Annotated in this window: 22 protein-coding genes; 4 read left to right on the top strand and 18 right to left on the bottom strand. The window is 39.5% G+C overall.

Annotated elements, in window-relative coordinates:
* Positions 1 to 717, top strand: coding sequence for a hypothetical protein (locus HWQ39_RS10040; RefSeq protein WP_292843815.1), 717 nt, complete (start codon positions 1 to 3; stop codon positions 715 to 717).
* Positions 683 to 1,336: a DUF6753 family protein gene (locus HWQ39_RS10035; protein WP_292843813.1), complete on the top strand. Its 654-nt coding sequence runs from the start codon at positions 683 to 685 to the stop codon at positions 1,334 to 1,336. Before HWQ39_RS10040 ends, HWQ39_RS10035 begins: the two co-directional genes overlap by 35 nt.
* 4 nt (positions 1,337 to 1,340) lie before the next feature.
* Here HWQ39_RS10035 and HWQ39_RS10030 read toward each other — a convergent pair whose 3' ends face one another.
* Positions 1,341 to 1,562 (bottom strand): response regulator transcription factor, encoded by a 222-nt coding sequence (locus HWQ39_RS10030; RefSeq protein ID WP_292843811.1) that lies wholly within the window; start codon positions 1,560 to 1,562, stop codon positions 1,341 to 1,343.
* Between the two features lie 39 nt (positions 1,563 to 1,601).
* On the opposite strand from HWQ39_RS10030, the gene HWQ39_RS10025 reads away from it, so the two are divergent.
* On the top strand, positions 1,602 to 1,973 hold the full coding sequence (locus tag HWQ39_RS10025; RefSeq protein ID WP_292843809.1) for a HAMP domain-containing sensor histidine kinase: 372 nt from the start codon (positions 1,602 to 1,604) through the stop codon (positions 1,971 to 1,973).
* A gap of 223 nt (positions 1,974 to 2,196) precedes the next feature.
* On the opposite strand, the gene HWQ39_RS10020 is transcribed toward HWQ39_RS10025, so the two are convergent.
* The 10 genes from HWQ39_RS10020 to HWQ39_RS09975 form a co-directional block, all read right to left on the bottom strand.
* Entirely contained in the window at positions 2,197 to 3,012 is an 816-nt protein-coding gene (locus tag HWQ39_RS10020; RefSeq protein ID WP_292843807.1) for a hypothetical protein, read from the bottom strand.
* A 1-nt stretch (position 3,013) separates the two neighbouring features.
* Positions 3,014 to 5,689: a DUF3854 domain-containing protein gene (locus HWQ39_RS10015; RefSeq protein ID WP_292843805.1), complete on the bottom strand. Its 2,676-nt coding sequence runs from the start codon at positions 5,687 to 5,689 to the stop codon at positions 3,014 to 3,016.
* 1 nt (position 5,690) lies between these two features.
* Positions 5,691 to 6,101: a hypothetical protein gene (locus HWQ39_RS10010; RefSeq protein WP_292843803.1), complete on the bottom strand. Its 411-nt coding sequence runs from the start codon at positions 6,099 to 6,101 to the stop codon at positions 5,691 to 5,693.
* 3 nt (positions 6,102 to 6,104) lie between these two features.
* Positions 6,105 to 6,596 carry a hypothetical protein gene (locus HWQ39_RS10005; protein ID WP_292843801.1) on the bottom strand — a complete coding sequence of 164 codons (492 nt, stop codon included), beginning with the start codon at positions 6,594 to 6,596 and terminating at the stop codon, positions 6,105 to 6,107.
* 174 nt (positions 6,597 to 6,770) lie between these two features.
* Positions 6,771 to 8,543 carry a type IV secretion system DNA-binding domain-containing protein gene (locus tag HWQ39_RS10000; RefSeq protein WP_292843799.1) on the bottom strand — a complete coding sequence of 591 codons (1,773 nt, stop codon included), beginning with the start codon at positions 8,541 to 8,543 and terminating at the stop codon, positions 6,771 to 6,773.
* Between the two features lie 159 nt (positions 8,544 to 8,702).
* Entirely contained in the window at positions 8,703 to 9,917 is a 1,215-nt protein-coding gene (locus HWQ39_RS09995; RefSeq protein ID WP_292843797.1) for a hypothetical protein, read from the bottom strand.
* Entirely contained in the window at positions 9,914 to 10,666 is a 753-nt protein-coding gene (locus HWQ39_RS09990) for a hypothetical protein (protein WP_292843795.1), read from the bottom strand. Before HWQ39_RS09990 ends, HWQ39_RS09995 begins: the two co-directional genes overlap by 4 nt.
* Positions 10,663 to 12,228 (bottom strand): TrbI/VirB10 family protein, encoded by a 1,566-nt coding sequence (locus tag HWQ39_RS09985; protein ID WP_292843793.1) that lies wholly within the window; start codon positions 12,226 to 12,228, stop codon positions 10,663 to 10,665. Before HWQ39_RS09985 ends, HWQ39_RS09990 begins: the two co-directional genes overlap by 4 nt.
* 5 nt (positions 12,229 to 12,233) lie before the next feature.
* On the bottom strand, positions 12,234 to 13,001 hold the full coding sequence (locus HWQ39_RS09980) for a hypothetical protein (RefSeq protein WP_292843791.1): 768 nt from the start codon (positions 12,999 to 13,001) through the stop codon (positions 12,234 to 12,236).
* A 5-nt stretch (positions 13,002 to 13,006) separates the two neighbouring features.
* The gene (locus HWQ39_RS09975) at positions 13,007 to 14,107 is read right to left on the bottom strand and encodes a hypothetical protein (RefSeq protein ID WP_292843789.1); all 1,101 of its coding nucleotides are present in this window, start codon (positions 14,105 to 14,107) and stop codon (positions 13,007 to 13,009) included.
* An 88-nt stretch (positions 14,108 to 14,195) separates the two neighbouring features.
* On the opposite strand from HWQ39_RS09975, the gene HWQ39_RS09970 reads away from it, so the two are divergent.
* Positions 14,196 to 14,588, top strand: coding sequence for a four helix bundle protein (locus HWQ39_RS09970; RefSeq protein WP_292843787.1), 393 nt, complete (start codon positions 14,196 to 14,198; stop codon positions 14,586 to 14,588).
* Between the two features lie 33 nt (positions 14,589 to 14,621).
* On the opposite strand, the gene HWQ39_RS09965 is transcribed toward HWQ39_RS09970, so the two are convergent.
* The 7 genes from HWQ39_RS09965 to HWQ39_RS09935 all read right to left on the bottom strand — a co-directional run.
* Positions 14,622 to 15,344 carry a hypothetical protein gene (locus tag HWQ39_RS09965; RefSeq protein ID WP_292843785.1) on the bottom strand — a complete coding sequence of 241 codons (723 nt, stop codon included), beginning with the start codon at positions 15,342 to 15,344 and terminating at the stop codon, positions 14,622 to 14,624.
* A gap of 77 nt (positions 15,345 to 15,421) precedes the next feature.
* Positions 15,422 to 18,211, bottom strand: a complete 2,790-nt coding sequence (locus tag HWQ39_RS09960) for a hypothetical protein (RefSeq protein ID WP_292843783.1) — start codon at positions 18,209 to 18,211, stop codon at positions 15,422 to 15,424.
* Positions 18,189 to 18,494: a hypothetical protein gene (locus tag HWQ39_RS09955; protein WP_292843781.1), complete on the bottom strand. Its 306-nt coding sequence runs from the start codon at positions 18,492 to 18,494 to the stop codon at positions 18,189 to 18,191. Before HWQ39_RS09955 ends, HWQ39_RS09960 begins: the two co-directional genes overlap by 23 nt.
* Before the next feature lie 97 nt (positions 18,495 to 18,591).
* Positions 18,592 to 19,191, bottom strand: a complete 600-nt coding sequence (locus HWQ39_RS09950) for a hypothetical protein (RefSeq protein WP_292843779.1) — start codon at positions 19,189 to 19,191, stop codon at positions 18,592 to 18,594.
* Positions 19,192 to 19,502: 311 nt separating this feature from the next.
* A complete protein-coding gene (locus tag HWQ39_RS09945) occupies positions 19,503 to 20,018 on the bottom strand; it encodes a DUF192 domain-containing protein (protein ID WP_292843778.1) in 516 nt (171 codons plus the stop codon).
* Between the two features lie 4 nt (positions 20,019 to 20,022).
* A complete protein-coding gene (locus HWQ39_RS09940; protein ID WP_292843776.1) occupies positions 20,023 to 21,777 on the bottom strand; it encodes an ATP-binding protein in 1,755 nt (584 codons plus the stop codon).
* A 125-nt stretch (positions 21,778 to 21,902) separates the two neighbouring features.
* Positions 21,903 to 23,245, bottom strand: a 1,343-nt coding sequence (locus HWQ39_RS09935) for a DUF3991 domain-containing protein (RefSeq protein ID WP_292843774.1), incomplete at its 5' end; no start/stop codon positions are given.

Genomic DNA, 23,245 nt, shown 5'->3' with positions numbered 1-23,245 from the left:
ATGACTGTAGGTGACTCGCGTGTAGGAAAGTCTACAGTTATAAAGTTATTGATTGAACTATTCCTTAGTCAAAATCAAACTGTTAAGATTTATAACCATGATAACCGTAATAAGTTCAAAGCTTATGAAGGTATAGTGCCAGTAGAAAGCTTAAATTTTTTCACTGACAACCCGGATTTGGTGTTAGACGATTTACTTAATAACTCATTAGATGTGATTTTTGTGGATATGCCGGGACAATATATCCAAGAAACCTGTAACTACATATATGAGGCTGATTTTTTTACTGTTTTGGCTGAACTCAACTGGAAATTAACATTCTTACAGCCAATTTACCATAGAAGTGATTGCATGGAATATTTCTTGCAGCTATTAGATTTTGCAACGGACAACGCTAATTATGTCATAGTAAAAAATCAACATTTTGATACGAGGTTTAAAGAGTACAACCAATTAGTACAGCAAAAATTGCCATTGATTGGGGGCACAGAAATTAGATTAACAGCCTTGCACAGAGATCATTATCAAGGAATGGAGGATTTAGGCAAACCTTACTCACAATGTTTGCATGAGCAATCCCTATATGTGCTGTATCGCTCATATATTTATCACTGGCTAAAAAATTTCTTTGATGCTGTAAAAAATAATCAAGTCGCTAGTATTTACTTAGGAGTATCAGCAGGTGAGAACATCAGAAATATTGCAGGGGTATTCTGAAGCCGAACAACAGAGGATTGTTGAAACAGCACAGCAAATAGGGTTAGCAGAAGATGACCCGATGTTTCAAGTCATGGCAACACTTGGCAGATATGAAGAGACAATGATTTCACTGCAAGCACGAATGGAGGCAATGATTGAAGCTTGGGTACTAACAATCGAAGAGAAAGTGGCGAATACTTCTAAAACAGCCCAATCGATGAACAACAGTGTAGTCAGTAATGCTGTGCGTGATGTCTTAACTGAACAAATGCCTCTTCTGATACAATCATCGACATCATCTGCATCATCTGCATCATCGCCACCAAAAGAGATGCGATTATCTACAGGGAATTTTCAGATGCATTTTTGGTCTATCTGCGCTCTGGTAGGAGGAGTGACAGCAGCTGGTGCGATGCTTGCTTCATTTACAACTTGGAACGTAATAACTAACTTGGGTCAAAATCAATCAGTCATGTTGTCAAACAACGATCTGAAGATTTTACAATGGGTAAAATCTAGCGAGGGTAAGCAAACTTATAAGCTCTTTGTTGATAATCAACAAACTCTGGCTGCTTGTCAAGAAGAAAATCGCTTGAAAGGATATTGCTTGATTCAAATGCAAAAGAACAAGAAATAATGAACTACCCAATAGCTCTCCAGTCTTGCGGCGAAGGTTCTAGGTAGCCAAAACTTTGAGCTTTAATAATGGCATTGACCCGATCTCTAGCTCCCAGCTTGAGAAAAAGGTTGCCAGTGTGGGATTTGACTGTGCTAATACTGATGAAAAGTTGATTAGCGATTTCTTTATTGGAGTAGCCACTGGCAATTAATTTGAGAATTTCAATTTCTTGAGTTGTAGGCAACTCATTGTACCTTTTGCCTTTAATTTTTATACTCTGACGATGACTCAATTCCAGAAATCTCTTGATAATCGCACAGAGACAGGTGATATATTCTTGCGATTGTTGAACCAGGGTGATGACTTGGTAGTTTTAATTGAAGACACAGGCGTTGGTATTGAACCAGAGGATTTGGCGAATATTTTTCTACCTTTTTATCGTGGGACTATTTCTTCACCTGGCTCCGGGTTAGGATTGTATATTGCAATGATGGTAGCTTATTCTCATGGGCTGAAACTGTCTGTAGATTCCGTTGTCGGTAAGGGAACGATATTTACAATAAAATTTCCCTATCAAGTAAACAATTATTATGGAGTAGATGCTACAATCCCGAAAAAGTCGAGATTAACTCATGCGCTACCTGGACGACACTAAGCTATGGGACAAGATAGAGTATGTAGTTGGATGTTTGATATTTGGTGGGCTGTTTATCGCTGCCGTCATCACATTCAGCACTGATATATTTGAAGCCACATTTTACATATTTCTTGCAACAATAATTGCTCCTTTTGTGAAAATAAATCCAATATTAAGACGGTATCTCTTAATCAGTGGATTTATATTTGGATTAGTGATGGGATATTTTAGTTGAATGCGCCTAATCTCCAAGATCGGGATTATCATCTTTATCAAATGAAAATTCCTGAGTTTTATCAGTTTGAATAGGAGATTGAGCTTGTTGTTTTGTAATCCGTTGCTGATTAAAAGCAACTATTTTTTGTGCTTCTTCAGTTGAGAGATTATTTGAGGTAATTGTAAACTCGTTGGTGTGGTCTTTATATGCAGCAAAAGCTTTTTGATTGGATTGGGTTTTGCGGTTAATATTGATAAACTGTATACCTTCTTTAATAAGTAATTGAAGTCTATAAAGAACGCCTTCATAAACGCGGCCTTCATTTTTAGTATCTTGACCTTTAGCAATGATAGTTTGAACAACGGCAGGAATCAGGGACTTTTTGCTAAAGTCATCGCCTTGATGTTGTTTATTAACCTCTTGATTTGCTGGTGTAGAGGGAGTTGAATTAGCGTTTGGTTCCCTTTGAGCCATCATTTGTTGGAGGAATATATGCTTTCTTTGGGTAATTAGATTTTCAACTCTAGAGAAATTATTAGGCTGCTCAGTCACAGTTTTTTCGGGTTGAGATACACCAAACTTTTGAGAATATTCAGCCAGATATTGATTTTTAAGTTGTTGCCTATAATCTTCAATATTTTGAGTGCTTTTGGTCAAAATAGTTCTGAGATTATCTTTAAGATTTTGACGCGATTGGGAATCTAATTCAATGGGTGATTGCACTGTACTCTGTGGCACTCTCTCCATCATGAGAGCCAGTCGATAAGCCATCATATTATTCGAGATTCCACTCCCACGATTAATGGAGGCGATAGTTTCTCTAACATCTGTGGATTGCATACTAAACTTCTAAGTTGTTTAATTTAGGTTCTGGATTGTGAGGTTTTTCCTGAGTTGGCTTCTGTGTTTCGGCATTTTGGGAAATCTTCGGGCTATAAAAATTATTAATAGATTGTTCACGTAACAATTTTAAATCCTCTGTGATTTCGCTAAGTGGTGGCAAAATAATATCAGTTTTCCCATAAAGAATAATCTCTTCTTTAGTTTGAATTAAAAATTTAAAATAAAGTTGTGACTGCTCACCTAAAGTTAGTTTAGCATTGGGGTCTTTTTGAAATCGCTCACGAAAACCTTCGTTACCTTGGTTTGCTCCAGATGTCCATCTGACAGAAGTTTCCAGTAAGCTCCAAACTTCAGCTAATGCAGGATGAAGTGGCAAAGGGATATCACGAGTAGCATGAGCATTAGCAGCAGAATTAATTGTTGGGATTTGAAGTTTAGTTGCCATCAGCCTGAGTTTGTCAATTTCTAATGAGTTAATAGCCATAGAGTGAACTTGATGACTCATTTGTTCATCAGTACGGCTCAATTCTAAGTGTACAGCAACTCTTTTAGTTCCGTTATGTTCAGTTTTTAAAAGCTTGATATCACCACTATTTTCATCATTAGGAGTATAAGTAATGCGATAATTACCTAATTCTAAATCGTGAGAGTTAAAGGCTTCTAGGGTACTTGTAAGTATCCTTAAGACTTCTAAAGATTTAAAACTTTCAAGTATTTTATGAGTGCCATCAGGAGAAAGAGAGCTTAGACTGTTAGCAATTTTCCTGGGGTCTTCACCCTCGGAGGGTAGCTCTTTGCCTTGCTTTAAGGTATCTGCAACCGTTAAAAACTCCTGGCGTTCTATAGGTAAAAAATTATCTAAAGGTTTTTGAGTAATATTAATATGATATTGTGAGGCTTCAAACTCCATAATTGGATTATCTAAGTTTGTCGTTTGACGACGATGAATACTATAAGTAGATTTATTCTTTTTAATAAGAAAAGCATCGGCACGATAAACTGTAGAGCCATCATCTTGTTGAACGCCATAATTCTTCACAAGCTCTGTAGCAGCAAAAGCAATGTCTTGATTTTGTTTAGCTTCTAAAAACCTTCGAGGGATTGTTTGTTTATAAACTGTTACCTGTTTGATATTGACCCAACTGTTACCAGTAGGTATGCTGCTAGATTCAAAAGAATCCTTGTTAACACTAGAGGGTTTTTCAACAAAAGTTTTGTTATCCTCTATGGTGTCAGAAATAATTTCGGATTGGCGACGACGGCGTTTCAATAGGTCTAATTCATCTAATTCGTCTAATTCATCGACTGATATTGATTCCGTGTTTTGTGAGTTATGAGTGCTGCTCTGTTCTGAAGGCGGACTAACTTGAGATTGAGGGGCTTCGGGAATAATTACTTGATTATTTGTTTGGGAATTAGTTTGCGGAAGAGGCGCAATTTTTGACTCTATCTGTTGGGTTAATAATGCTTGTTGTATCCGTATGGATTTGATAATAGCAGCATACAGAGGGCGAGTACGGGATAAAGGAGATAGAGAACGCAGGGGAGTCAGAGAGGCTTCGGGAATAATTACTGGATCATTTGTTTGGGAATTAGTTTGTGGAAAATCTGCAATTTTTGACTCTGTTTGCTGGGTTAATGATATCTGTTGTACTTGTATAGATTTGATAGCAGCATACAGAGGGTGAGTACAGGATAAAGGAGATAGAGGACGCAGGGGAGGTAGGGGAGGTAGGGGAGGTGTGGGAGTTGTAGAAGGTGTGAGGAGAATCTCACTTCCCCCCACACTCCCCACACTCTCCGCACTTCCCAGACTCTTAAGCTTTAACTCTTGTCCATTTTTGAGAAAAATAAATTGTCGCAGGTCAGGTAAAGGGTTATTTTGCTGCCAATCTTCAAAAGGAACCGCCAAGGCTTTGAGCTTTTCATAAGCAGCTGCGCCTTGTGCGGCAATCAAATCGTCAACACCTTTTTCTGGCCCGGGTAAAGTGATGACAATGACTTTAGCCCCATGATCGACCAAAAGTTGACTAGTTTTAATTAAAGCTTTGCCGACGTTGACTTGAGTTTTATTTTTGGAATCATGGTCAAAGCAGATTCTCATTGCTTTCTTAGCCCCTTCAACAATTGTTACTGGTATATTGTGTTTCCACACAGAAAACCAAAATCCTGATTGGCGATCGCTTTGGCTTGGATTAACGCCAGCTTTGAAGTAAATCAGTTCAGCAATTTCTTTTGGTACTTCTAATAAGAAGATACTAAGTTCAACTTTGTAGGGATGTTCATATTTGATAAATTTCCCAGTTTTTTGGGCATCAGGTCTAGGAGAATCAGGTTTGTAACAGCCCCAAAGTTTCTCTTTTGGTTTATCCCCAGGTTGTAAATCACAGAAAGTGCGGGGGTCAACTCCAGCATCACACCACCAACCATCAGTAGAATCAAGATATGCGTAAACTTGGAGAGTTTTATCACCTAAGCGACCAGCATTTTTACGCTCAATCTGGTCACTATACATCAAATATTCCCAAGATTCATGGGATTGCTCTATGGAATCATAATATAAAGACTTAAAATTAGCAGAGGCAATAATCGGATGAATGGCGCTATCAACTACCAGTTCATGCCAGTGTTTAGGCTCGATATGATTTGGGCGTAAATTAACGAATTCATCCATATTAGAACTCTATTTCGGAGCGAGAATGATCAGAGATTAAAGAATTGTTTGTCCTGGAGTCGGTTATAAATGTATTCGTTGATAATGATTCTGTAGAAGCTGGCGAATGCTGACGAGCGTTTGTATTTGCTAAAGATTGTTCGACAATTTTTTCAACTTCTTTAGCTTCTTCTGGGTCTACTGTTACAAAGTTATTAGTTTTGGGATCAACTTTTGTCCAAGAATAACCTCCACCTCCATCAAGTTTAAGAGCATAAGTATCTTTTCCTAGTTCAATTCTTGCTCTTTTATTCCACTGTTCTACAGTGTCGGCGCAAACATATTTTATTAAAGGTGCTATGACATTCCTGGCAAAATAATCGCTGCTTTTAGCATAATTAGAAACCAGTTGTAAATGCCGTTCGTCAAACATATTTTACCTCAGTTCCCAAAGTTGTTTTATTGAAGGAGGCAGTTCTTGCTTCTGCCTCCTGCCTGACTTGATAATATTTATTAAAGATTTTTGTAAAACGTCATACTGCTGTGATTTAGCACCGAGACAATTTAAGTCAATCACTTCCCCCGATGCCATCACCCGATTAAAAATAAGATGGAATTCTAAAGAGTCTTGATGAAATTTTAGGAAAGTGACATATTGTAAATCATCCCAGCCGATGCCTTGGATATATTCATTGAGAATTTGTTCAGAAACGTCTGAGGATAGAGTAATCGGGAAATTTTTCAAAGTAATATGAACATAAATTCCGACCTTTTTTAATCTCGGTCTTTGCTTACTAAAAACCTGATAACTATTAATTATCCAAGCGGGAGCATGAATGTTAACAAGATTACCGGAGTGAATGGTGAATGTCTGCATGAATTGGTTAATTATCTCAAAATCAGAAAGAGCATATTCCTTAATCATCATTCTCATTGTTTACTATCCCTGGAATTGGAATCTGAGCATTTTGAAGCAGAATACAGGAGTCAGGAGTCAGGAGTCAGAATTTATAAGAAGTTCAGTAGAATTAAAATATTTATTTATCAAACCTTGTCCTAATTATTTAATTATTCTGACTTCTGGATTCTGGCTCCTGAATTCTTATTTTTTGTCTAAAATTGATTTAATTTCTCCAACGCTCAAAACTTTGTTATTAGGATTATTGTCTTGTTTAACAGGTAGAGGGAAACGTTTATTGACATCATCCACTCTCAAATCTAAGTCGTACTGAGTCGGATATCTCTGGGTACTTTTTCGAGCTAACCTACTGACAACGGGGTTCCATTTTTTTTCGTTGTATCTATCGATATCTCGGAGAAATTGGGGAATGTTGATACTTTTTAACTGAGGAACAGACCCCTCTTTTGTATTGGAGTATGCAGGATTGATAAAAACACACTTCCCGGCTGGTAATTTCAAAAACTGGGCCGACTCAAAGAGCTTTTTAGTTTTTTCTTGATCGCTAATGGTGTTATTACTCTTTCCACCACCAGTAGAACGGCTTTTGTGTTTGTACCTAATTTCTTCATCTCCCAGAAAGGAAGAAAACAGTTGTGCTGATTCGTTCTCCCCTGGGTTAAAAATAAATTTTGTACTACAAGCACCAAGGATAGTCTTAGCAACTTCGCGTCCATAATTCTTCTCAAGTTGCCCCATGTTCTGCCAGCCGAGGATGCCGCAAAAACCCTCACTTCGTGATTCATTAAGCCATCTGAATAAATCGGGCAGATACAAGGAAGGCAATTCATCCAATGCAACTATCAAAGGGTCTTGCCTTTTTTTGGCTATATTTCGGGCGATGGTCATGTGGAGAACGCTAGTCATCAAGGGTGCAACAGCATCGCGGCGCTCTCTGTCTAAACCAAAGATAATCATTTGTTTACCCTTGATTGAGAGTGGTAAAGTCGTTTTACCAATAAAGCAACCGAGTGTGTTCTTAGCCATGAAGCGGGTAAACATGATACTAGCTGTGGCAACAATCCCGGCAACAGTTTTCTCACTTGCGGCGGAACTGAACAACTGACCAAAGGCAATCTTGACCCAAGGGTTGAGATTAGCAGACATTAACCGCGCAATCATCTGCTCACTAGACAAGATGGCAGCACTGGTCATGACATCTGCTCTATCTCCAAACTCTTTGGTTAACATCAATACAGCTTGGGTTAACTGATCCCCAGACGGGCCGAAAAATCCATCTTCATTAGAATTATTTAGAATGCGGAAGTTTTTATTGATGACCGTGGCAATCTGCCGAGCGTTTTCAGCGTCAGAAGAATCTCTTAAAAAATCTAGAGGATTACAAACTTCTGATTCGGGAAAACCAGGGGCAAAAATATGAACATCGTAGCCAAGAACTTTAGCATAAGCAGCGATTTTCGCCTGAGATGGGTATTTAAAGTCATATAGTAAAATAGGAAAACCTTGGTCAATTGCGGAAAATAACATGGGGTTAATGGCACTAAAAGTTTTCCCACTTCCGGGTGCGCCAATAGCAGCAGTTCCCCTTTGCACTTCTGGTACATAAATCGGCACACCTCCACTACCACTTTGTTTTTTTATACCTTTGAATTGATGTTTACCAATATACAAAGCTACACTATCACACCGAGGAGATTGTATCTGTTGCAAGGCTTTTTTCTTAGCTGTATTATTCTCCTTTCTTCCTCCCCAATAGCTAGTAGCAATCTTCTTTTTATTACTGCCATCGCCAAAAAATACTCTCATTAAAATGTAAGCACCCAACATACTTATAATTGCTAATCCACTGGGTGTAAATAAATGATGAGTGTACTTGCCAATGTCGCTATGTGGATTTTGTAACTGTTCAAAATGAAATGGTTGGTTGTTTGCAGAAGTAGTCAGATTATTGCTCATCACATGAAGAAGAAGGGGAATGGGGAATGGGGAATAGCACGCTTGTAGGCGTAAAACCCTTGTGAAGGACAGGATGTAGGGGAAAGAGTTAGATTTGTAAGTATTCTTAATTGGTTTTTAGTTTTTCCTTTACCCTTTCTCCCTTTTTGGTAAAAATAGTTAATCAGGAACAGTAGAAGGACTACCAAAAATAATTGGGTCTTTTTCATGGTAAGTAATGAATGGCACTGGCCCGATAAAATAGGGGGTACAAGTGCGACCAACAAAGGGAATAGTCTTGCAGAAACGGAAAAACATAGCAGTGTTAACGGAACCGCTTGATTCATCTATATCCCAAACAACTTGTTTAAATGATTTACCAAAGGGATGACGACCAGTTGGCTCAAGACCACCATTAGCTACAGCTAAAATTCCATAGCCACCTTTAACTTTCTGGACTTTCCCCGAAATCCATTGCGCTCCAGTAGTCTGACCAAGACCTGAAGCTTCAAAGTGGACGCAATTATTTTGATTACAAGGGACATTAAAACCTTCTTGATAACTGCCAGAAATGCTGCGAATCCGGTTAGCTTCTATATCTCCCAAGGGCAAATCTACTTGCCCAACAAAAGACAGATCCGGCTCTGGCACGGTAGGAAAATTATTCCAAGATAAATCCTTCAATCCGGGAATGTCTGAAATGAGAGTATCTTGCCAATTAGCAAATTCATTAAATGATGAGTTTTCAATTCCCGGAATCGATGTCAGCTTGTATTTAGACAAATCAATTTCATTGCCGAGAGGGATATTGTCTAAGTTGTAATAATTAGCAACATTACCAATTCTTTGATTAGTGCTGATACCCATTTGGCGAAAAAAATCAGCTATTGGTGCTACATTCCTGGCTGATTGATTAGCTAATTCAGGTATAGCTTTGACTAAATCGCTAAGGGTTTGAGTTTTGATGACTCCAAAATCATCAAGCTTTAAACCATCTAAATCAATAGCTAATGCCTGAGATATCGCTCTTAGGGTAAGCTTTTCAATATTCAGATTGGCATCTTCAAAATCTCCAAGCTCCATAAAATCGCCAATACTTTGTCCAGCTTGCCAAGTTCTAGTCTGATTCCCTCTCAGGGATGGGTAAGTCACATTACCAGATTCAGATACAATCATGTCTTGAAACTTCATTTTTGACCAGTCTGGAATCAAGCCATTGTTGCTACTGACAAATGGGACTTGTGCTGAGGCTTTGGGCAGCAGAAATCCGATTACCTGATTCATAATTCCATAGTTCCAAAAACTGTGAATGAACAATCCTCCAAGTAATCCAAACAGTATTAAATAGCGAACCATGTCAAAACTAATTTTGGGCGAACGCTTTGATGATTTCATATTTGTCCCTCTGCCCCGTTTTTTTGTCCAAGCTCGATTAATTTGTTAACTAAATTAAGTGAGACACCAGCCTGAAAAGCAGCAATAGGCATTTGCTCTCCAGCTTGAAAATGAGTCAAGAATTGCTCAATCCGATTGTGAAGTTCATCAGATGAGGAGAGCAAATCATTACTAATTGCTACGCTCATCCCTGCTCTGATTTGTTTTGTAATTCTGGTGGTTTGTACTAATGGCGATAATAAGGGTCGAGTAACTCTTGAAGATGGCTTATCCGAGATAATTGACACTTGACTGTATTCAGGACGGGAATTAGATGGGGTAACTTGAAAGTGGTAAACTTTGCGCGAGCCAGAAGCAGTTTGAGTAATCACTGTAAGCAAAGTTGCACTTGTTTGCGGCAGTCCTGGAACCGGAAGCTTTTTAATCCGGCGTAAGTGAAGTAATCCGGCACTACTGTTTTGACAGTTCTGATCGATTCCCTCTAAACAACCATCAGTGTCAATCAAAACTTGCGAGGGATCGTCAATCCACACCCGCTTTACCATTTCTAAGACTTCATAAAACGAAATTGATACGCCTGAGCCATTCCAGACTTGAATTTTTTGTAGCTTGGCAGTACTACCACTAACCTGAGATTGCTTTATGGTGCAGACTGTACTTTGAGCATAGGTTTTGACTGGAACTAGACACACTGCCAAAAAAGCAGCAACCCCAAGGTGGAACGCTGTCACGAGTTTTAACTTCTTCATGGCAACTCCAGAGAACGGTTCACCAAAAAGGTAATCTTCGTCCCTTGTGGGATATACCAAACATTGGGACGAGGGGTGATTTGTTGGTTAGAAGTTTCTGCACGGCGAGCAATGGTGTCACTAAGCTTGCCAAAAGCACCTTGCAAGAATGCCCCGCCAATATTGCGCTGGCTGTTTGAAGTCGTGCTAGAGCTAAATGTCCCTGTAGCGGAATTAACTACACTGCTACTGGAATCAGATTGATTCAGGATTGCTCCTACTTGACCCAAACCACTGACTAATCCCACAGTCAAGTCAGAACCTCCCCCTTTCTGATCTTGGACAGGGTTAGCTAACAACGGTTTCCCGCCTTCTCCTAATACAGAAATTGCACCGCTACTAATTGGGTACTCAGTGTTATCTTTGATAATGCTGGTGACTTGCACACTTACATAAGAGCCACCATTAACCTGTAGGGGTTCAACGGCCAATAAAGTGCCTTTATGAATTGCCACATTTCCATAGTTGTCATGCAAATCAGCCGTTAATCTAGCAACATATCGTTTACTATCATCTGGATTTTGCTGTTGTTGGAAGCGATTTTCGCTTTGCTGCTTGACAACTGAAGTCACTAAAACACCATTTGCGAATTCCCCAACAACTAAATAGCGAGTTTTACGCTGTTGTAGAATTTGGTTTTCTTGAGGCAAGTAATTACCATCTGCTATTTGTTTATCAGATTTAGAATCGGCTGACCAACGAGGGCGAATTTTCTCAATTTCTGTGGGTGTACTGTTAGAAAAGTTAGGGCGTATTTGCTGTGTTCTATAAGCACTATTGGGTGGCTGTACTTGAATTCGTGTTGTATTCGGCGTTTGAAAGGATGTTACCCCTGTTGATATCTGCTGGTTATTTGAAGTAGGTGTATAAGCGATTTTTCCGTAAGATCCTAAGCTGCGAAGTCGATTAAATTCAGCTATCACGTCTGTTGGCGTTTCTGTTTTCGGCGTAACAGTCCTAACAGGATTACTAATTCTTGGCAATATTTGATTACGAGGTGGTGATGAAATAGTCGAGTTAGTTCTACTCGGAACGTAATCTCGTCTAGGGCTAGGACTTTGTGTTTGTGCTACAGGTCTAGCTGTTGATGGTGGTGGTGAAGCTGCAACACTTACAGGCTTACTATTAACAAAAACTTCTTCCTTACTCTGATTAATTTTATTCAATTCATCTTCTTGTTTATTCAAGGCTAATTTGGCATAGACATCACCATCTTTTTGCTCAACTTTCTCCAAAGCGGGGGATATTTTATCAGCTTTAGCAGTTATCGCTTCTGAACTTCTACCAGGATTGAAAATGCCATTGAGAAAATAAAAGATTACTAAAAACCCTAAGCCAAAAGGAATAGCGATTATCCCCAATCTTGACCAAGGAGAAGTACTGACAGTGTGCCTGGTAATCGATGGAAATTCTTCGGAGTCTTCCGGCTCCGGCTTTTCTCTCCTTTGTCCATCATTTGTATCCTCTGAAAATCTCAAGATTTGATCTATAGTCAAATTCTGGGGTTCATTTTTTAGTGACATAATTATTAAGGTTTTAAATCATTGATTTGTGTAATTTCTAAACCAGCGCTACGAGCTTCATAGATTTTCCGAGAAAGTTCAGTGATTTGAGCAGTAATTTCTTGTGGCGTATTCACTGCTTCTACAGTTACAGTCTTATTGAAGGTAATTCCCTGTCCCGTATTATCAGAAGTTGTAAAAGTCACAATAGTTGCGACGATATCTACTTGCCATACCCCATCTCTAATTAATCGTGGCTCTCCAATATAACGAGGAATTAAAGATGCTTGCATATTTCCTTCAAATATTTTGCTGGGGGTGAGTTGTGCCAGCTTTTGTAAAAAGGCTGCTCGAAAGTTCTGATTTTCACTAATTGCAAAAGCAGCTTCATAAGCCTTAGTTGTAACTTTCTCTTTTCCACTTGTTGCGTCAATATCTATTCCTTTGTCTTGCTTGGTAATTACTTCTCCCTTGTCGTTGTAAATTTTCACTAACCCATCCCAGCTAAACATTCTAGTGAACGTATCGCCAACAAACTTCTTAATTACTTCTGGCGAACGTTGATTTTCGTTTACTGATTTAGCAGTAATAGTTTTGCCATCATCTAACTGTACTAAAGCTAATTGCTTTTTGCTTAATCCTCTGATTGCTCCATAATTGATAAATTGCAATAGTAATGAAAGTACTGCACAAGAAAATCCTACTAATGAAATTATTCCAATTCTTGTCGGGACGGATTTATTAAATTGCAGTAGTTGTAACGGCTCTAATTTTCGGTTTTTCGTGTTTACCATATCTCTTATTTCCTAGACTTCGCCAAACTAAAGCCTTTAGTGATTATTGCAATGCCAGCTTCTGCGGCAATCGCACCATAAGTTTCTGAGGCTTTATTAATTTGTTGCAACAGTGCTAAACCACCACCTGCGGCTAATCCCGTAGCCAAGAAGGGAGCGCAAATGCCAATTGTAAACAGGAAGAACATTGGTTGATCTGCTTGAGAATCAGAAATTAATTGTCCAGCAAAACCAACAATCATGTTAAAAGAGAGTTTACATATTCCAATACTGAAATAACCAATCAGCCAAGTGTAAATTGATTTTGCTCCGTAAGGTAATAAAGAACCTCCAACAGCAAGCGGCCCGATAAATGCTGTAACTAACATTGTTAATTCAATTGCCCATTGATATGAGCCATTCATCGACAGCATTATTAATGAAATTATTGAAGTAACGCCAGAACCAATAAAACCACTAATGGAAGAAAATAATATCTGAAGTGGATTTCTTTTGTTTTTTATTGCATCAATCGGAGCTTCAATGACTTTATCTATCCCATCCATCAGCCATTTGAAGGGGCCACTATTTTGATCAAAAGCTTCCGGGTATTTTTGGCTTAAATCTTCTTTAGCCTGTTGTAGACAAGCAATTGATTCATTCGGCTGTAATGAAGAACTGCGACATCTTTCAATTGCTAATCCGATAGCACTACGAGCAGCTGATACCCCTGCTGCTTTTTGAAATGCGACTCTTAAATCTAGCCCTTCAGCCGTTTGTACCAACACCATATTATTTACATTGTTGATGTAGTTCCTAATCCCTAACGTCGAGTTTCCTAGCACTTTGCCATGATTTGACAACAACACCACCACAATCAAGGGCCAGATAAAATCAGTGAAAGCTCGTTGCTCATCGCCATTGATCATTTGCTTTGTCCACTCAATCATGAAAAAAGTTAATGTTGCAACCGCAAATAATGCCCCGACTGTACATATATTGTTGTACAGTTCCCCGGTTAAAGTTTTATTCCACAAGTCATCAAATCCTGCCGATATTGATGCAGAAGTTTGAGATGCTTTTTGGACTAAATCATCACCAATCGCTTGTTGCGCTAATAAATACATACAAGAATCCTTTCTTTTGCATAAGAGGTCTAAGGGAGGTGTGGTCGGTGTGAGAAGATGGATAAAAGAGCAGTGAAGATTAAAGAAAATGGAAGAGAAAGGGAAAAAGTATTTTATAACTCATGAGGACTTAGCCATTTATCAATTAGCATTTGAGACAGCAATGCAAATTTTTGAACATTCTAAAAAGTTTCCAGTTGAAGAAAAATATTCAAAAACCTTTCAAATCCGTCGCTCGTCTCGTTCAGTTTGTGCTAATTTGGCAGGGGCTTGGAAAAAACGGAGATATAGAGATGCTTTTGTCGCTAAACTGAATGATTGTGAATCGGAGGCAGCAGAAACTCAAGTTTGGTTAAAGTTTGCAGTGAAATGCGAGTACCTCACAGTTGAGCAAGGAAGAGAACTCTACGCTCGTTATAATCAAGTCCTTAGTGAATTAGTCGAAATCATTACCCATCCAGATGACTGGTTACTCGACTAATTCCCCACCCCTCCCACCCCGATCACACTTTCTTCAGGGTGAATAAGTAGGATCTAGCACAGACATACCTACAACTTCGAGATTGAGAGAAATTAATCCTTCTTCTCGAATATCTTCTTTTTGGCGATTTGCTGTTAATTGTTCTGCAATCTGCGTCAGCATCATATTAGACTGTGCGGTATCAGAGCGTGATTGCAATGAATCAGTGCGCTGTTGTGCCAGCATCGAAACCACCAGACCATTTTGGGCTGCTATTACTTTTAAAATATTCTGTGAGGCATTCATCTCTTGCGCTTCCTGTCCCAGGTTTGAAGCATCTTGAGCCGTTTGTGTAGTTTGATCAATTTTGTTGACAGTATCTTGCTGACCTTGTTGCCCTAATACACCAGAGACTGATGCTTTAGTAATTTCTCGCTGTAAGTATTGTGCTTGCGTTGATGCTGTTGCCCAATCAGAGCCGGATGCTAAGGATACTTTCAAACGCTGACCACTTTCAACTGGATCTGGCGCACCCATTACACCAGTAGCCCCATTAATTGCGGAATTAGCATCCTCTTGGGCTGCTGCCCAGAAATTATTAATTTTATCTGAAGCTATACTGCTAATTTGGCTCATTTCGCTCTGAATCTGATTCCTAATTGAAGCCAAAAAAGTATTTAGGTCTAGTGATATTCCATAACTCGGTGCAGCAATTAATAGACTTGTAACTCCACTAGATATAATGACAGCTAGACTAATCTTTTTAAGTCCCTTCATACTGAAATACTCCCTTTTTTACCTTGAATTGATGAAGAAGGATTCTAAATTGATGTGATTACTAAGGTTTTAGAAGTTCAACCCCTAAGCAATTCTTGGGCTGTTGAAGATAACGACTCTCCCCGAACCATTCTGATATAATCTTCAGAAAACTTGACTTGTCCAAGTATTGGATTATCTTGATATTTTTTCAAGAATAGAGTTCGTAATTCTTGTTCATAAGGATTGTTAGCGACTGCGGACAATAAACAGTGTGCTGGATAATAGCGACAGAATGTAAGTTTGCCTAAATCATCCAATAACCACTGTGAGTAAATGCCGGATTTTGTTGGATAGAAAGCCTCTGTACTATTGGTTTGAATGATTTCGTAAGGATATTTAAATCTATCAACAAAGGGATCTACTGCCGATGATTGGATTCTGCCGATCAATCGGGTTGTAATATTGGCGAAGATTTTCGCTGCGGCTTTGCTTTGGTAAATACTTTCTGGTTCTTGAGCCGAGAGAATCACCCGTATCCCTGCTTTTGCACCATTGGCACAAAGCCTTCCTATTAACTCGGCGATCGCATCAAATTGGAATAAAATCGGCGCTTCATCCAAGAAAAAGATACTGGCTTTAGAAGACAAAGCACGTCGAAGGGCTGCGGCATAAGCTGATAAAGCTAAGATAGCTGCATCTGCCTCACTTGATAAATTCCGCAGTGCAAATACCAGCAACTTAGCATCAGTTCGGAAAGTTGAGGGACGACTAATTGATTCTCCAACTCTCGTTGAGAGCCAGTACTTTAATCTCAACCTGATTTGCTCCAAGGCTGATAAAATTTCCTGGCTATTGCTGGCTATAGAATCTATCTTGAGAAATGCTGGCGAACAATAATTCAAAAAATCTTGTAATGTAGGAGTGTCCAACCAAGCTTTAGTGCCAACTCCTGCGGCTAATGCCAACTTATACCGGACTTTGATTTCATCATCATTAAAAAATGTCTTCAAGGCTAGGGCAATGATTGATTCAATATTAGTAATCATGGAAGAGCTAACGCCAATCACGCTAGTTCCAATCACCATTGTCATTAAGACTGATTTCAAGAATTCCTTAAAATCATTCAATCTTTCATTAATGGTTTCTTGATCCATCCCCCTCAAATTAGGTAGTTCAAACAAATTATTCGACTCTTTGGAAATATCGAAGTATGCACCATCCTTACCTAGCAAATTCGTATAGTCACTAAATGTCGATGTCCCGTCTGGTTTGGGGTAATCTAACGCTACTACTGGTATATCTTGAGCAAGTGCAGGTGTTAAAATTCCTGCCACCAGTACTGATTTCCCCGAACGAGTTGCACCAAAAACTGCGATATTTTTATGCTGTTTGTACAAATCCAGGTGTACTGGCGTACCTCCCTCTTCGGCAATCAACTCAAAGCCAGCCCGATCTCCTGTAGCTGTACGAATCAAAGGCATCAGCCCCGGCGCTTCGGAACTGAAATAAGGTAATCTGCGGTTAAAAGGTTTTGCCAGCAGTGGCTCCCAAACAAATGGACAACATTGCAACCATGTCTTCCAGGCGTATTCTTTTTCTCGATCTACTGCTGCTGGCCTTAAAAAGTAGGAAGCTAAGTATTTGCAAGCCTCATTGAGTTCTCTTGTCGATTTTCTATGGACAAGAAAAGCTACTCCGGTATAAACGACAACGCTCCCTTTGTAAATGGTTCGTTGTGCCTCTACAGATTCTTCAATATTTATTCCGGCTTTGACATCAATGTTTCCTTTACTTGTTGATAAGGCTGTTGATGTAATTGACTGTTTAGTAAGGCGTTGTAAATTAGTTTTGGTAATTGCCTGATTAGCTTTAGTGATTTGACAGATAATTTCTGTATCTGAGATACTTTCTTTGGAAATTAATTCCCAAAGATATCGTAATTGAGAGCGTTCATCTATCCAGCCCCCCGGCTTTTGGCTAAAGTTCATCACTCCAATATATTTATCTTGAATCTTTACCCATTGCCGATCTAAGAATGGAACAGATTCTTCATTCTCCAACAGATGATGCCGAATGTGAAAATCACTTGTTTGAGTTTCTACTAATCCTTGAGTTTGACTAATCACTAAGGGATTAGGAATTGGTGTCGGTGATGTGAGGTTAAATTGATGCCATAAGACTTTCCAAATATCCTCAGCGCTCAAAACTTTGATCCCTAGTTTCATTTTGTTACTCAGCAACGATTCCCACTGCAAAAAACCGTCGCTAAATGAATTCTTGAGAATATTTTCAATTCTACTATTGTTAAAAGCGTGAATTTCTCCGGTGAATTTAAACCAAAGTTTTTCTAACTTTCGGATTGCCGATTCTACAATGTCTTGGCTTCTCTCTGACTCAGCTAACGCTGTATAAGTACACCATAATCTTAAAAACTTGTTCTTCCTGACTCCCGAGTGGGTTAGTTCTTTGATTCGTAACCTTTCACTCCTAATTAGTAATTTCAATTGCTCAATATCACAATTGGTTTCGATAGATTCTAATTCTGATTGCCGCGAATAATCGTCTGTAAAGGAACCCAAATGTATGGTTAATGACTCTCCTGATGGGATCTCTTTTAAACCTGCCTCTATGCTCTCAAAGATTGGGAGGATTTGCTCCGAGGCTAAGTTAGAATGAATTCCTACGCAATCAAAACAAAATTTGATTTGAATCGATTCCCCATTTTTGAGAATTAATGCTCCTATGCCTTTTCTCCCTCCCAAAGCAATATCGCAAACCCCAGCTAAATGGATAATGTCTTCAAAGGGGGTAAGAGTTTTTACTACATTAATTTGCTCGGTTTCTAATCTTTGTTTCTTGATCTTATCTGTCTGCTTTGTGATCATAAGTTTTATAGTTATGCCGTTTATATCCTCTGCTAATTCGAGGCACTGCCACAAACTTGCCAAAAAATTCTTGATTTGATGAAAGTAACCACCATGTAGCCCATCCCCAAGCGATGCTTAATCCTGTGCCTAACCAACTTGTTTTCAATATATAGTTGAAAACGAATACATTTAATATTGCTATAACTGACCAAGGGAAAATCTGATCGGCGGGAAATGGGCCTAATCGGGGTCTATCTCCCAAGATTCTATTTACACTTCTAAATTTATTTTCATCTCTCATCTTTTTTTATTGCTTGTTAATATGAAGCATTTCTGGAATCAGGGCACTTTTTCTCATTCCAGAAATGCTGCGAATAAATGGGTGTAGTTTTTAACAGTTATGCTCCAGTAATTAAGCCGGTAACTAAGTCTCCAACAAAGACTGAAAGCACAATAATTAATGGAGTCCTGGCTAATGTCTGCCAATCTTCATCATTTCGGGCTGCTTGAGCAATACTTACCAAACTGATACCTATATAGAGTAGGAATAAACCTCTCAATACGTTGAAGAACAATTGTATAACTGCTTGTGTTTGTCCGTTACCAGCATTGCCGAAAGCACCAGTCATCCAGGTTTGAGCATTGTTAAAAAACTGTGCTTCGGCTGGCGAAGAAGCAAAATCCAAGAGAAATATTACCGACAGAAATGCAAACAATATTGCATATAAATTTACTCCCCATTTCCGTTGTAGCTTTTCAAAGTTTGTTAGCAATGCCTGTGTTTGTTTTGGAATTGCAACTGCTATTGCTCCTGCAATCATCAATCCTCCAAGCATTATGTTGTGGACTGACATCTCCAGAATCATTAATGCTCCTGTTACTCCCATCAGCCCAATTGTGCTACCTTCAATTACTTTCTTTTTTCTTGATGGTAAGGCTGCTGTTTGTCTTGTCTCAAAGCTTGTTGTGTTGGGATTTTCGTAGTCTGATATTTGCATAATTTGTGAACGGATGAAATCTTATCAAAACAGAATTCAGGAGTCAGGAGTCAGAAAAGAGGTATGAATTCTGTACGAGTGGCGGATAGCCCAGCGTAAAGCCTACGGCATAGCAATGCTATAAGCAAGTCTGCGTACCCCTACTTTTAAGCAAGTTATGCGCTAGCGTCTCGTAGAGAGCTTCAAGATTGCTGAATTCTGACTTCTGACTTCTGAATTCTTCTTCAAATACATTATTCACAACTCACTTTTAAAATCCTACAGACTCTAGTACAAAAAAAACTAGTTCTTTTGGCTACAGAGAATATTTGTTACAGCTTTTTAAGTATAGGCTCTATCATCAATTTCTGCCCAACTTGAATATTACTAGCACCCGCTTTGAGTTCTAAAACCTGGGTCGCAGCGACACCGTAATAGATTGGACAAGGATTTTTTTGGCATGGTGGCGCATTGCGGATTATTGTTGTCACCAGATTATTTTTAAGGTATATAATGTCCAACGGCACTTTGACTTGGTGCATCCAAAACGGTACATTATTATACTCTCGACCCAAGTTAAACAACATTCCGCGATCTGTGTTTAAATGATTTCTCCATTTGAGTCCTTTCTCTAGTTCTTGTGTTTTATTTGCCGCTTCTAAATAAAAGGTCTGGTTATTTATCGTAAGCTTATACTGAATAGGCAAATTTTGGGGACGAGTTTCGATATAAGATACTACTGCTGTGAAGAAGATTACTGACACCCCAGCAATTGGTCCAGCGATGTTTAGCAGCTTCAAGCCAGCAGCATACCAATCGATTTTTGACTGAGATTTCAGTATTTGCATAAAATTAACTACCAAAAATATCGATATCGCCCAGACTATATATTGATGAATCCACCGGACTAGATGGTAGTCCTTGCAAATCTGCCTTATTACGCATACTTTCTATTCGGTCAGCTTCACGTATTGCCAGAGGATTTACGCTTTTTCTTGATTCTAATAGTGCAGTTAGGGTAATTTGTAATGGCGGCAAATCGTCTGTTGCTGGAGTTTGTTCACCAAAGGACTGACAAAATATTGAGACTGCTGCCCTTTCGACGATTGCCTGAATTTCTGCGCCTACACAGCGATGTGTTACCTTCAATAATCTTTGCCATTCTTCTGGGGTAAAGGCATTTCCATCATCAGCAAAGCGTTTATCAAATCTTGCTAGGTGAATCTTAAATATAGAATGTCTTTCACCGTTGTTTGGTAAGTCGATTTTGAATATCTCATCAAACCGTCCACTTCTGGTTAACTCTGGTGGTAGCCATTGGATATTATTGGCAGAAGCAATTATTAATACATCACTTGTTCTTTCCTGCATCCAAGTGAGTAACATTCCCGCAAGTCTTCGTGATAAATCATCATCTCCGGCAAATCCCTTGTCGAAATCATCGAGGTAAAAAATTATACGATTAATTCGGTCTACCAGTGCCAATAACTTTTTGAGTTTGTATTCCGCCATATTTCCATAACTGCGGAAATGACCCCACTCCACGATTACCAAGGGTAATCCCAGTATTTGAGAACAAGCCTTAGCCGAGTGAGATTTACCTGTTCCGGGTGGGCCAATCAATAAAACACCTTTTGGTAGCCGCAAGTTGTAAGACTTCGCCAACGGTGTCAGAAGCCGCTTGTATCCCTTAAATGCTGACTGCATTAATTCCAGTCCCCCGACTGGAATTGTCATCGGTTGCAGAAATTCTACATTGTAAACTCGTTTGAGTAACTCAATTTTATAAGCAGAAACTTTTTTGACTAATTCACTGTTGTCAAAAAGAGGGTGTGGGGGGTAGGGTGTGGGGTGTAGTAAAGACGGGGCTTGTACGAAGACGGTTGTTGGGGCTATCTCTTTCTCTACACCCCACACCCCACACCCCACACCCTGCCCCAAAGGGGCTTGGTCAATTGCTAGGGCAGTTTTTACCCCTGTTTCAATATCTGCCAAATACATCCCTACACAAGTATTCGCTATTTCATTGATTTGAACTAGTGTAATTGAGTCGGGTAATATTTGTGGCAGATAATCGCTAATTTCCTCAACTGTGGGTAACTCTTGGGTAATTGTGGGTATTAGACCAGCTATATCTGACTTGAGGCTTGCGTTTGACCCCAGCAACAAAGCTGTTTTACTGGAGTTATGGTTGTAAAGCTTAATGTTAATCAGTGCTGACTTAATCCATTCTGCTGTCAGGAAGGAATCCGCATCCGTCGCTCCTTGTCCAAGCCACGGGTATATCCCTTCCAGGATCAAAATCCCTTGTAACTGGGTTGTCTTCCAAAACCGCAAAATTTCAAAGGAATCTTCGCGTACAACTTTGAAAGCGATTCTCTTGTACTCTTTAATTTCTGAAAATGCCAAGCCAGGATCACTCATTCTTAACTGGTATAATTTGTCATCCTCTAACATCCAGAGATAACAATTAATACCAAGATTAATGCATTCTTTAGTTAGATTTTCGAGTAAACTTATCCTCTCCTGCAATGGAGATTCCACTGCTATTAAGGGATTGTTCTGTTCGCGTAAAGAAAATATTCTTTTTATCAGTTCTGAACTCATGGGTAAATTATTGAGCATCAAACTGATAATAAAGGCTGACTCACTTTCTACTCACAGCCTGAAGTACCCAAATCTCTCATACTTCTGTGCATTCTTTTTTATTCGCACTCAAGCAGCAATCGCCACTAAAGACTCAAATCTGCCTCTGACTTACGCTGCTGTTGTTGCTGTTGTTGCTGCTGTAGGGACTTTTCAAGTAGCAGATCCTGATTCCAAGAGACTGTTTTGGGTCTAGAGCGTCTGACCTGGGGCAGTAATTTCTTAACAGCTAGTGCCGTGGCTTCCCCGAATTCATCGGAGTTGAACGCTGTTTTGATTTGAGAAATATCCTCTAATCGCTCCACTGGTGTACTTTTGGGGTCAGCAAGTGCCATGTACAGTGTTCGCTGTTTTGGTATTGACCCAGTTTTGGAATATTCCAACATTGCGTATGAGAAAGCATCAATCGTTGAGGAACAAAGTACCACTTTTTCTACTTTGCTCGTTCCTCGCTCACCCAACTGGAAATGGAACCAACTGTTTGTGCGATCGCTTCCAATTGCCAAGCCCTTAAATTCACTTCCCTCAAGGTAAGCCCCTTTAACTTGTTGGTTTAAATCTCGCATTACAAACACTGCATTTTGCTTAGAGTCGGCGTAAATCAACCCCGATTGGTGAAATCCGTATACAAAGTTTGATGGTAGCCCCCACAAGTGAGTCAAGTAATCATGTACTCCAGGCCACTTGCTTTTATCCTCAACTGGTGGCACAAACTTGGGTGCTGGTTCGGTTTGAAGAATATCTGCTGTTTGTTTCTTAACTGCTGCGATCGCTGCTCGTTCTGCCCCCTGAAGTCCAAATCTGTCATTGAGCCACGCCAAACCCTGCCGCAAATTGTAATTGTTCACCTGAATTACTAAGTCAATTGCCCCACCCCCCTTTTCTACTCCTGGCGAGGCGGACTGAAATTTATCCCCATTTATATTAATGATGTGGCCATGACCTACCCAAGAATTAGATTGGCTGGATTCTAAGTCTAAACCCAACTCCCAAGCTACATCCTCTAAGGCTAAGTCACGCAACTGCTGAGTTTGTTGTCGATATTTTTCTTTCTCTTTCTCTAATTGGGCAAGGCGTTGTTGAAGCAGTTCATTAGCTTGAGCCAGGGAAGTAGCTGTTGCTTCCATTTCTTGAAGTTGTCGGGCTGCCCTGTCTCGATCTGCGGCTTTGGCTTTGATTTGCTCCAAATTCAACTTTGAGACTTCCAGGTTCCGTCCCGTTTCTACTATCCGGTAAAAATCCTTTATATCCTCGTGCTTGGCTCTGGAACCCTTCAACCCCCTCTCCAAGCCAATCAGCCGCATCGTTTCATAGTACGAGTCCTGAAATGCCTGGATTTTCTGCCGCCCATTGAAAAAGTGATTACACCGTAGCGGGTGAACGAAAAAAAGCGTGGGGAAGAGAAAACAAGTTAGCGTATTATCTACGC

This window comes from Nostoc sp. NMS8, assembly GCF_017115045.1.
Lineage (GTDB): Bacteria > Cyanobacteriota > Cyanobacteriia > Cyanobacteriales > Nostocaceae > Nostoc.
Note: the sequence above shows the minus strand (reverse complement) of the source record. Positions and strands in the feature narration are given on the sequence as shown.

Bases quoted from the DNA above. Each gene is read 5' to 3' on its own strand.
- HWQ39_RS10020 (WP_292843807.1), bottom strand. From the start codon at position 3,012: ATGCAATCCACAGATGTTAGAGAAACTATCGCCTCCATTAATCGTGGG.
- HWQ39_RS10000 (WP_292843799.1), bottom strand. From the start codon at position 8,543: ATGAGCAATAATCTGACTACTTCTGCAAACAACCAACCATTTCATTTT.
- HWQ39_RS10040 (WP_292843815.1), top strand. From the start codon at position 1: ATGACTGTAGGTGACTCGCGTGTAGGAAAGTCTACAGTTATAAAGTTA.
- HWQ39_RS09965 (WP_292843785.1), bottom strand. From the start codon at position 15,344: ATGAAGGGACTTAAAAAGATTAGTCTAGCTGTCATTATATCTAGTGGA.
- HWQ39_RS09995 (WP_292843797.1), bottom strand. From the start codon at position 9,917: ATGAAATCATCAAAGCGTTCGCCCAAAATTAGTTTTGACATGGTTCGC.
- HWQ39_RS10005 (WP_292843801.1), bottom strand. From the start codon at position 6,596: ATGATGATTAAGGAATATGCTCTTTCTGATTTTGAGATAATTAACCAA.
- HWQ39_RS09960 (WP_292843783.1), bottom strand. From the start codon at position 18,211: ATGATCACAAAGCAGACAGATAAGATCAAGAAACAAAGATTAGAAACC.
- HWQ39_RS09990 (WP_292843795.1), bottom strand. From the start codon at position 10,666: ATGAAGAAGTTAAAACTCGTGACAGCGTTCCACCTTGGGGTTGCTGCT.
- HWQ39_RS09940 (WP_292843776.1), bottom strand. From the start codon at position 21,777: ATGAGTTCAGAACTGATAAAAAGAATATTTTCTTTACGCGAACAGAAC.
- HWQ39_RS09985 (WP_292843793.1), bottom strand. From the start codon at position 12,228: ATGTCACTAAAAAATGAACCCCAGAATTTGACTATAGATCAAATCTTG.
- HWQ39_RS09955 (WP_292843781.1), bottom strand. From the start codon at position 18,494: ATGAGAGATGAAAATAAATTTAGAAGTGTAAATAGAATCTTGGGAGAT.
- HWQ39_RS09980 (WP_292843791.1), bottom strand. From the start codon at position 13,001: ATGGTAAACACGAAAAACCGAAAATTAGAGCCGTTACAACTACTGCAA.
- HWQ39_RS09975 (WP_292843789.1), bottom strand. From the start codon at position 14,107: ATGTATTTATTAGCGCAACAAGCGATTGGTGATGATTTAGTCCAAAAA.
- HWQ39_RS09970 (WP_292843787.1), top strand. From the start codon at position 14,196: ATGGAAGAGAAAGGGAAAAAGTATTTTATAACTCATGAGGACTTAGCC.
- HWQ39_RS10010 (WP_292843803.1), bottom strand. From the start codon at position 6,101: ATGTTTGACGAACGGCATTTACAACTGGTTTCTAATTATGCTAAAAGC.
- HWQ39_RS09950 (WP_292843779.1), bottom strand. From the start codon at position 19,191: ATGCAAATATCAGACTACGAAAATCCCAACACAACAAGCTTTGAGACA.
- HWQ39_RS10025 (WP_292843809.1), top strand. From the start codon at position 1,602: ATGACTCAATTCCAGAAATCTCTTGATAATCGCACAGAGACAGGTGAT.
- HWQ39_RS09945 (WP_292843778.1), bottom strand. From the start codon at position 20,018: ATGCAAATACTGAAATCTCAGTCAAAAATCGATTGGTATGCTGCTGGC.
- HWQ39_RS10015 (WP_292843805.1), bottom strand. From the start codon at position 5,689: ATGGATGAATTCGTTAATTTACGCCCAAATCATATCGAGCCTAAACAC.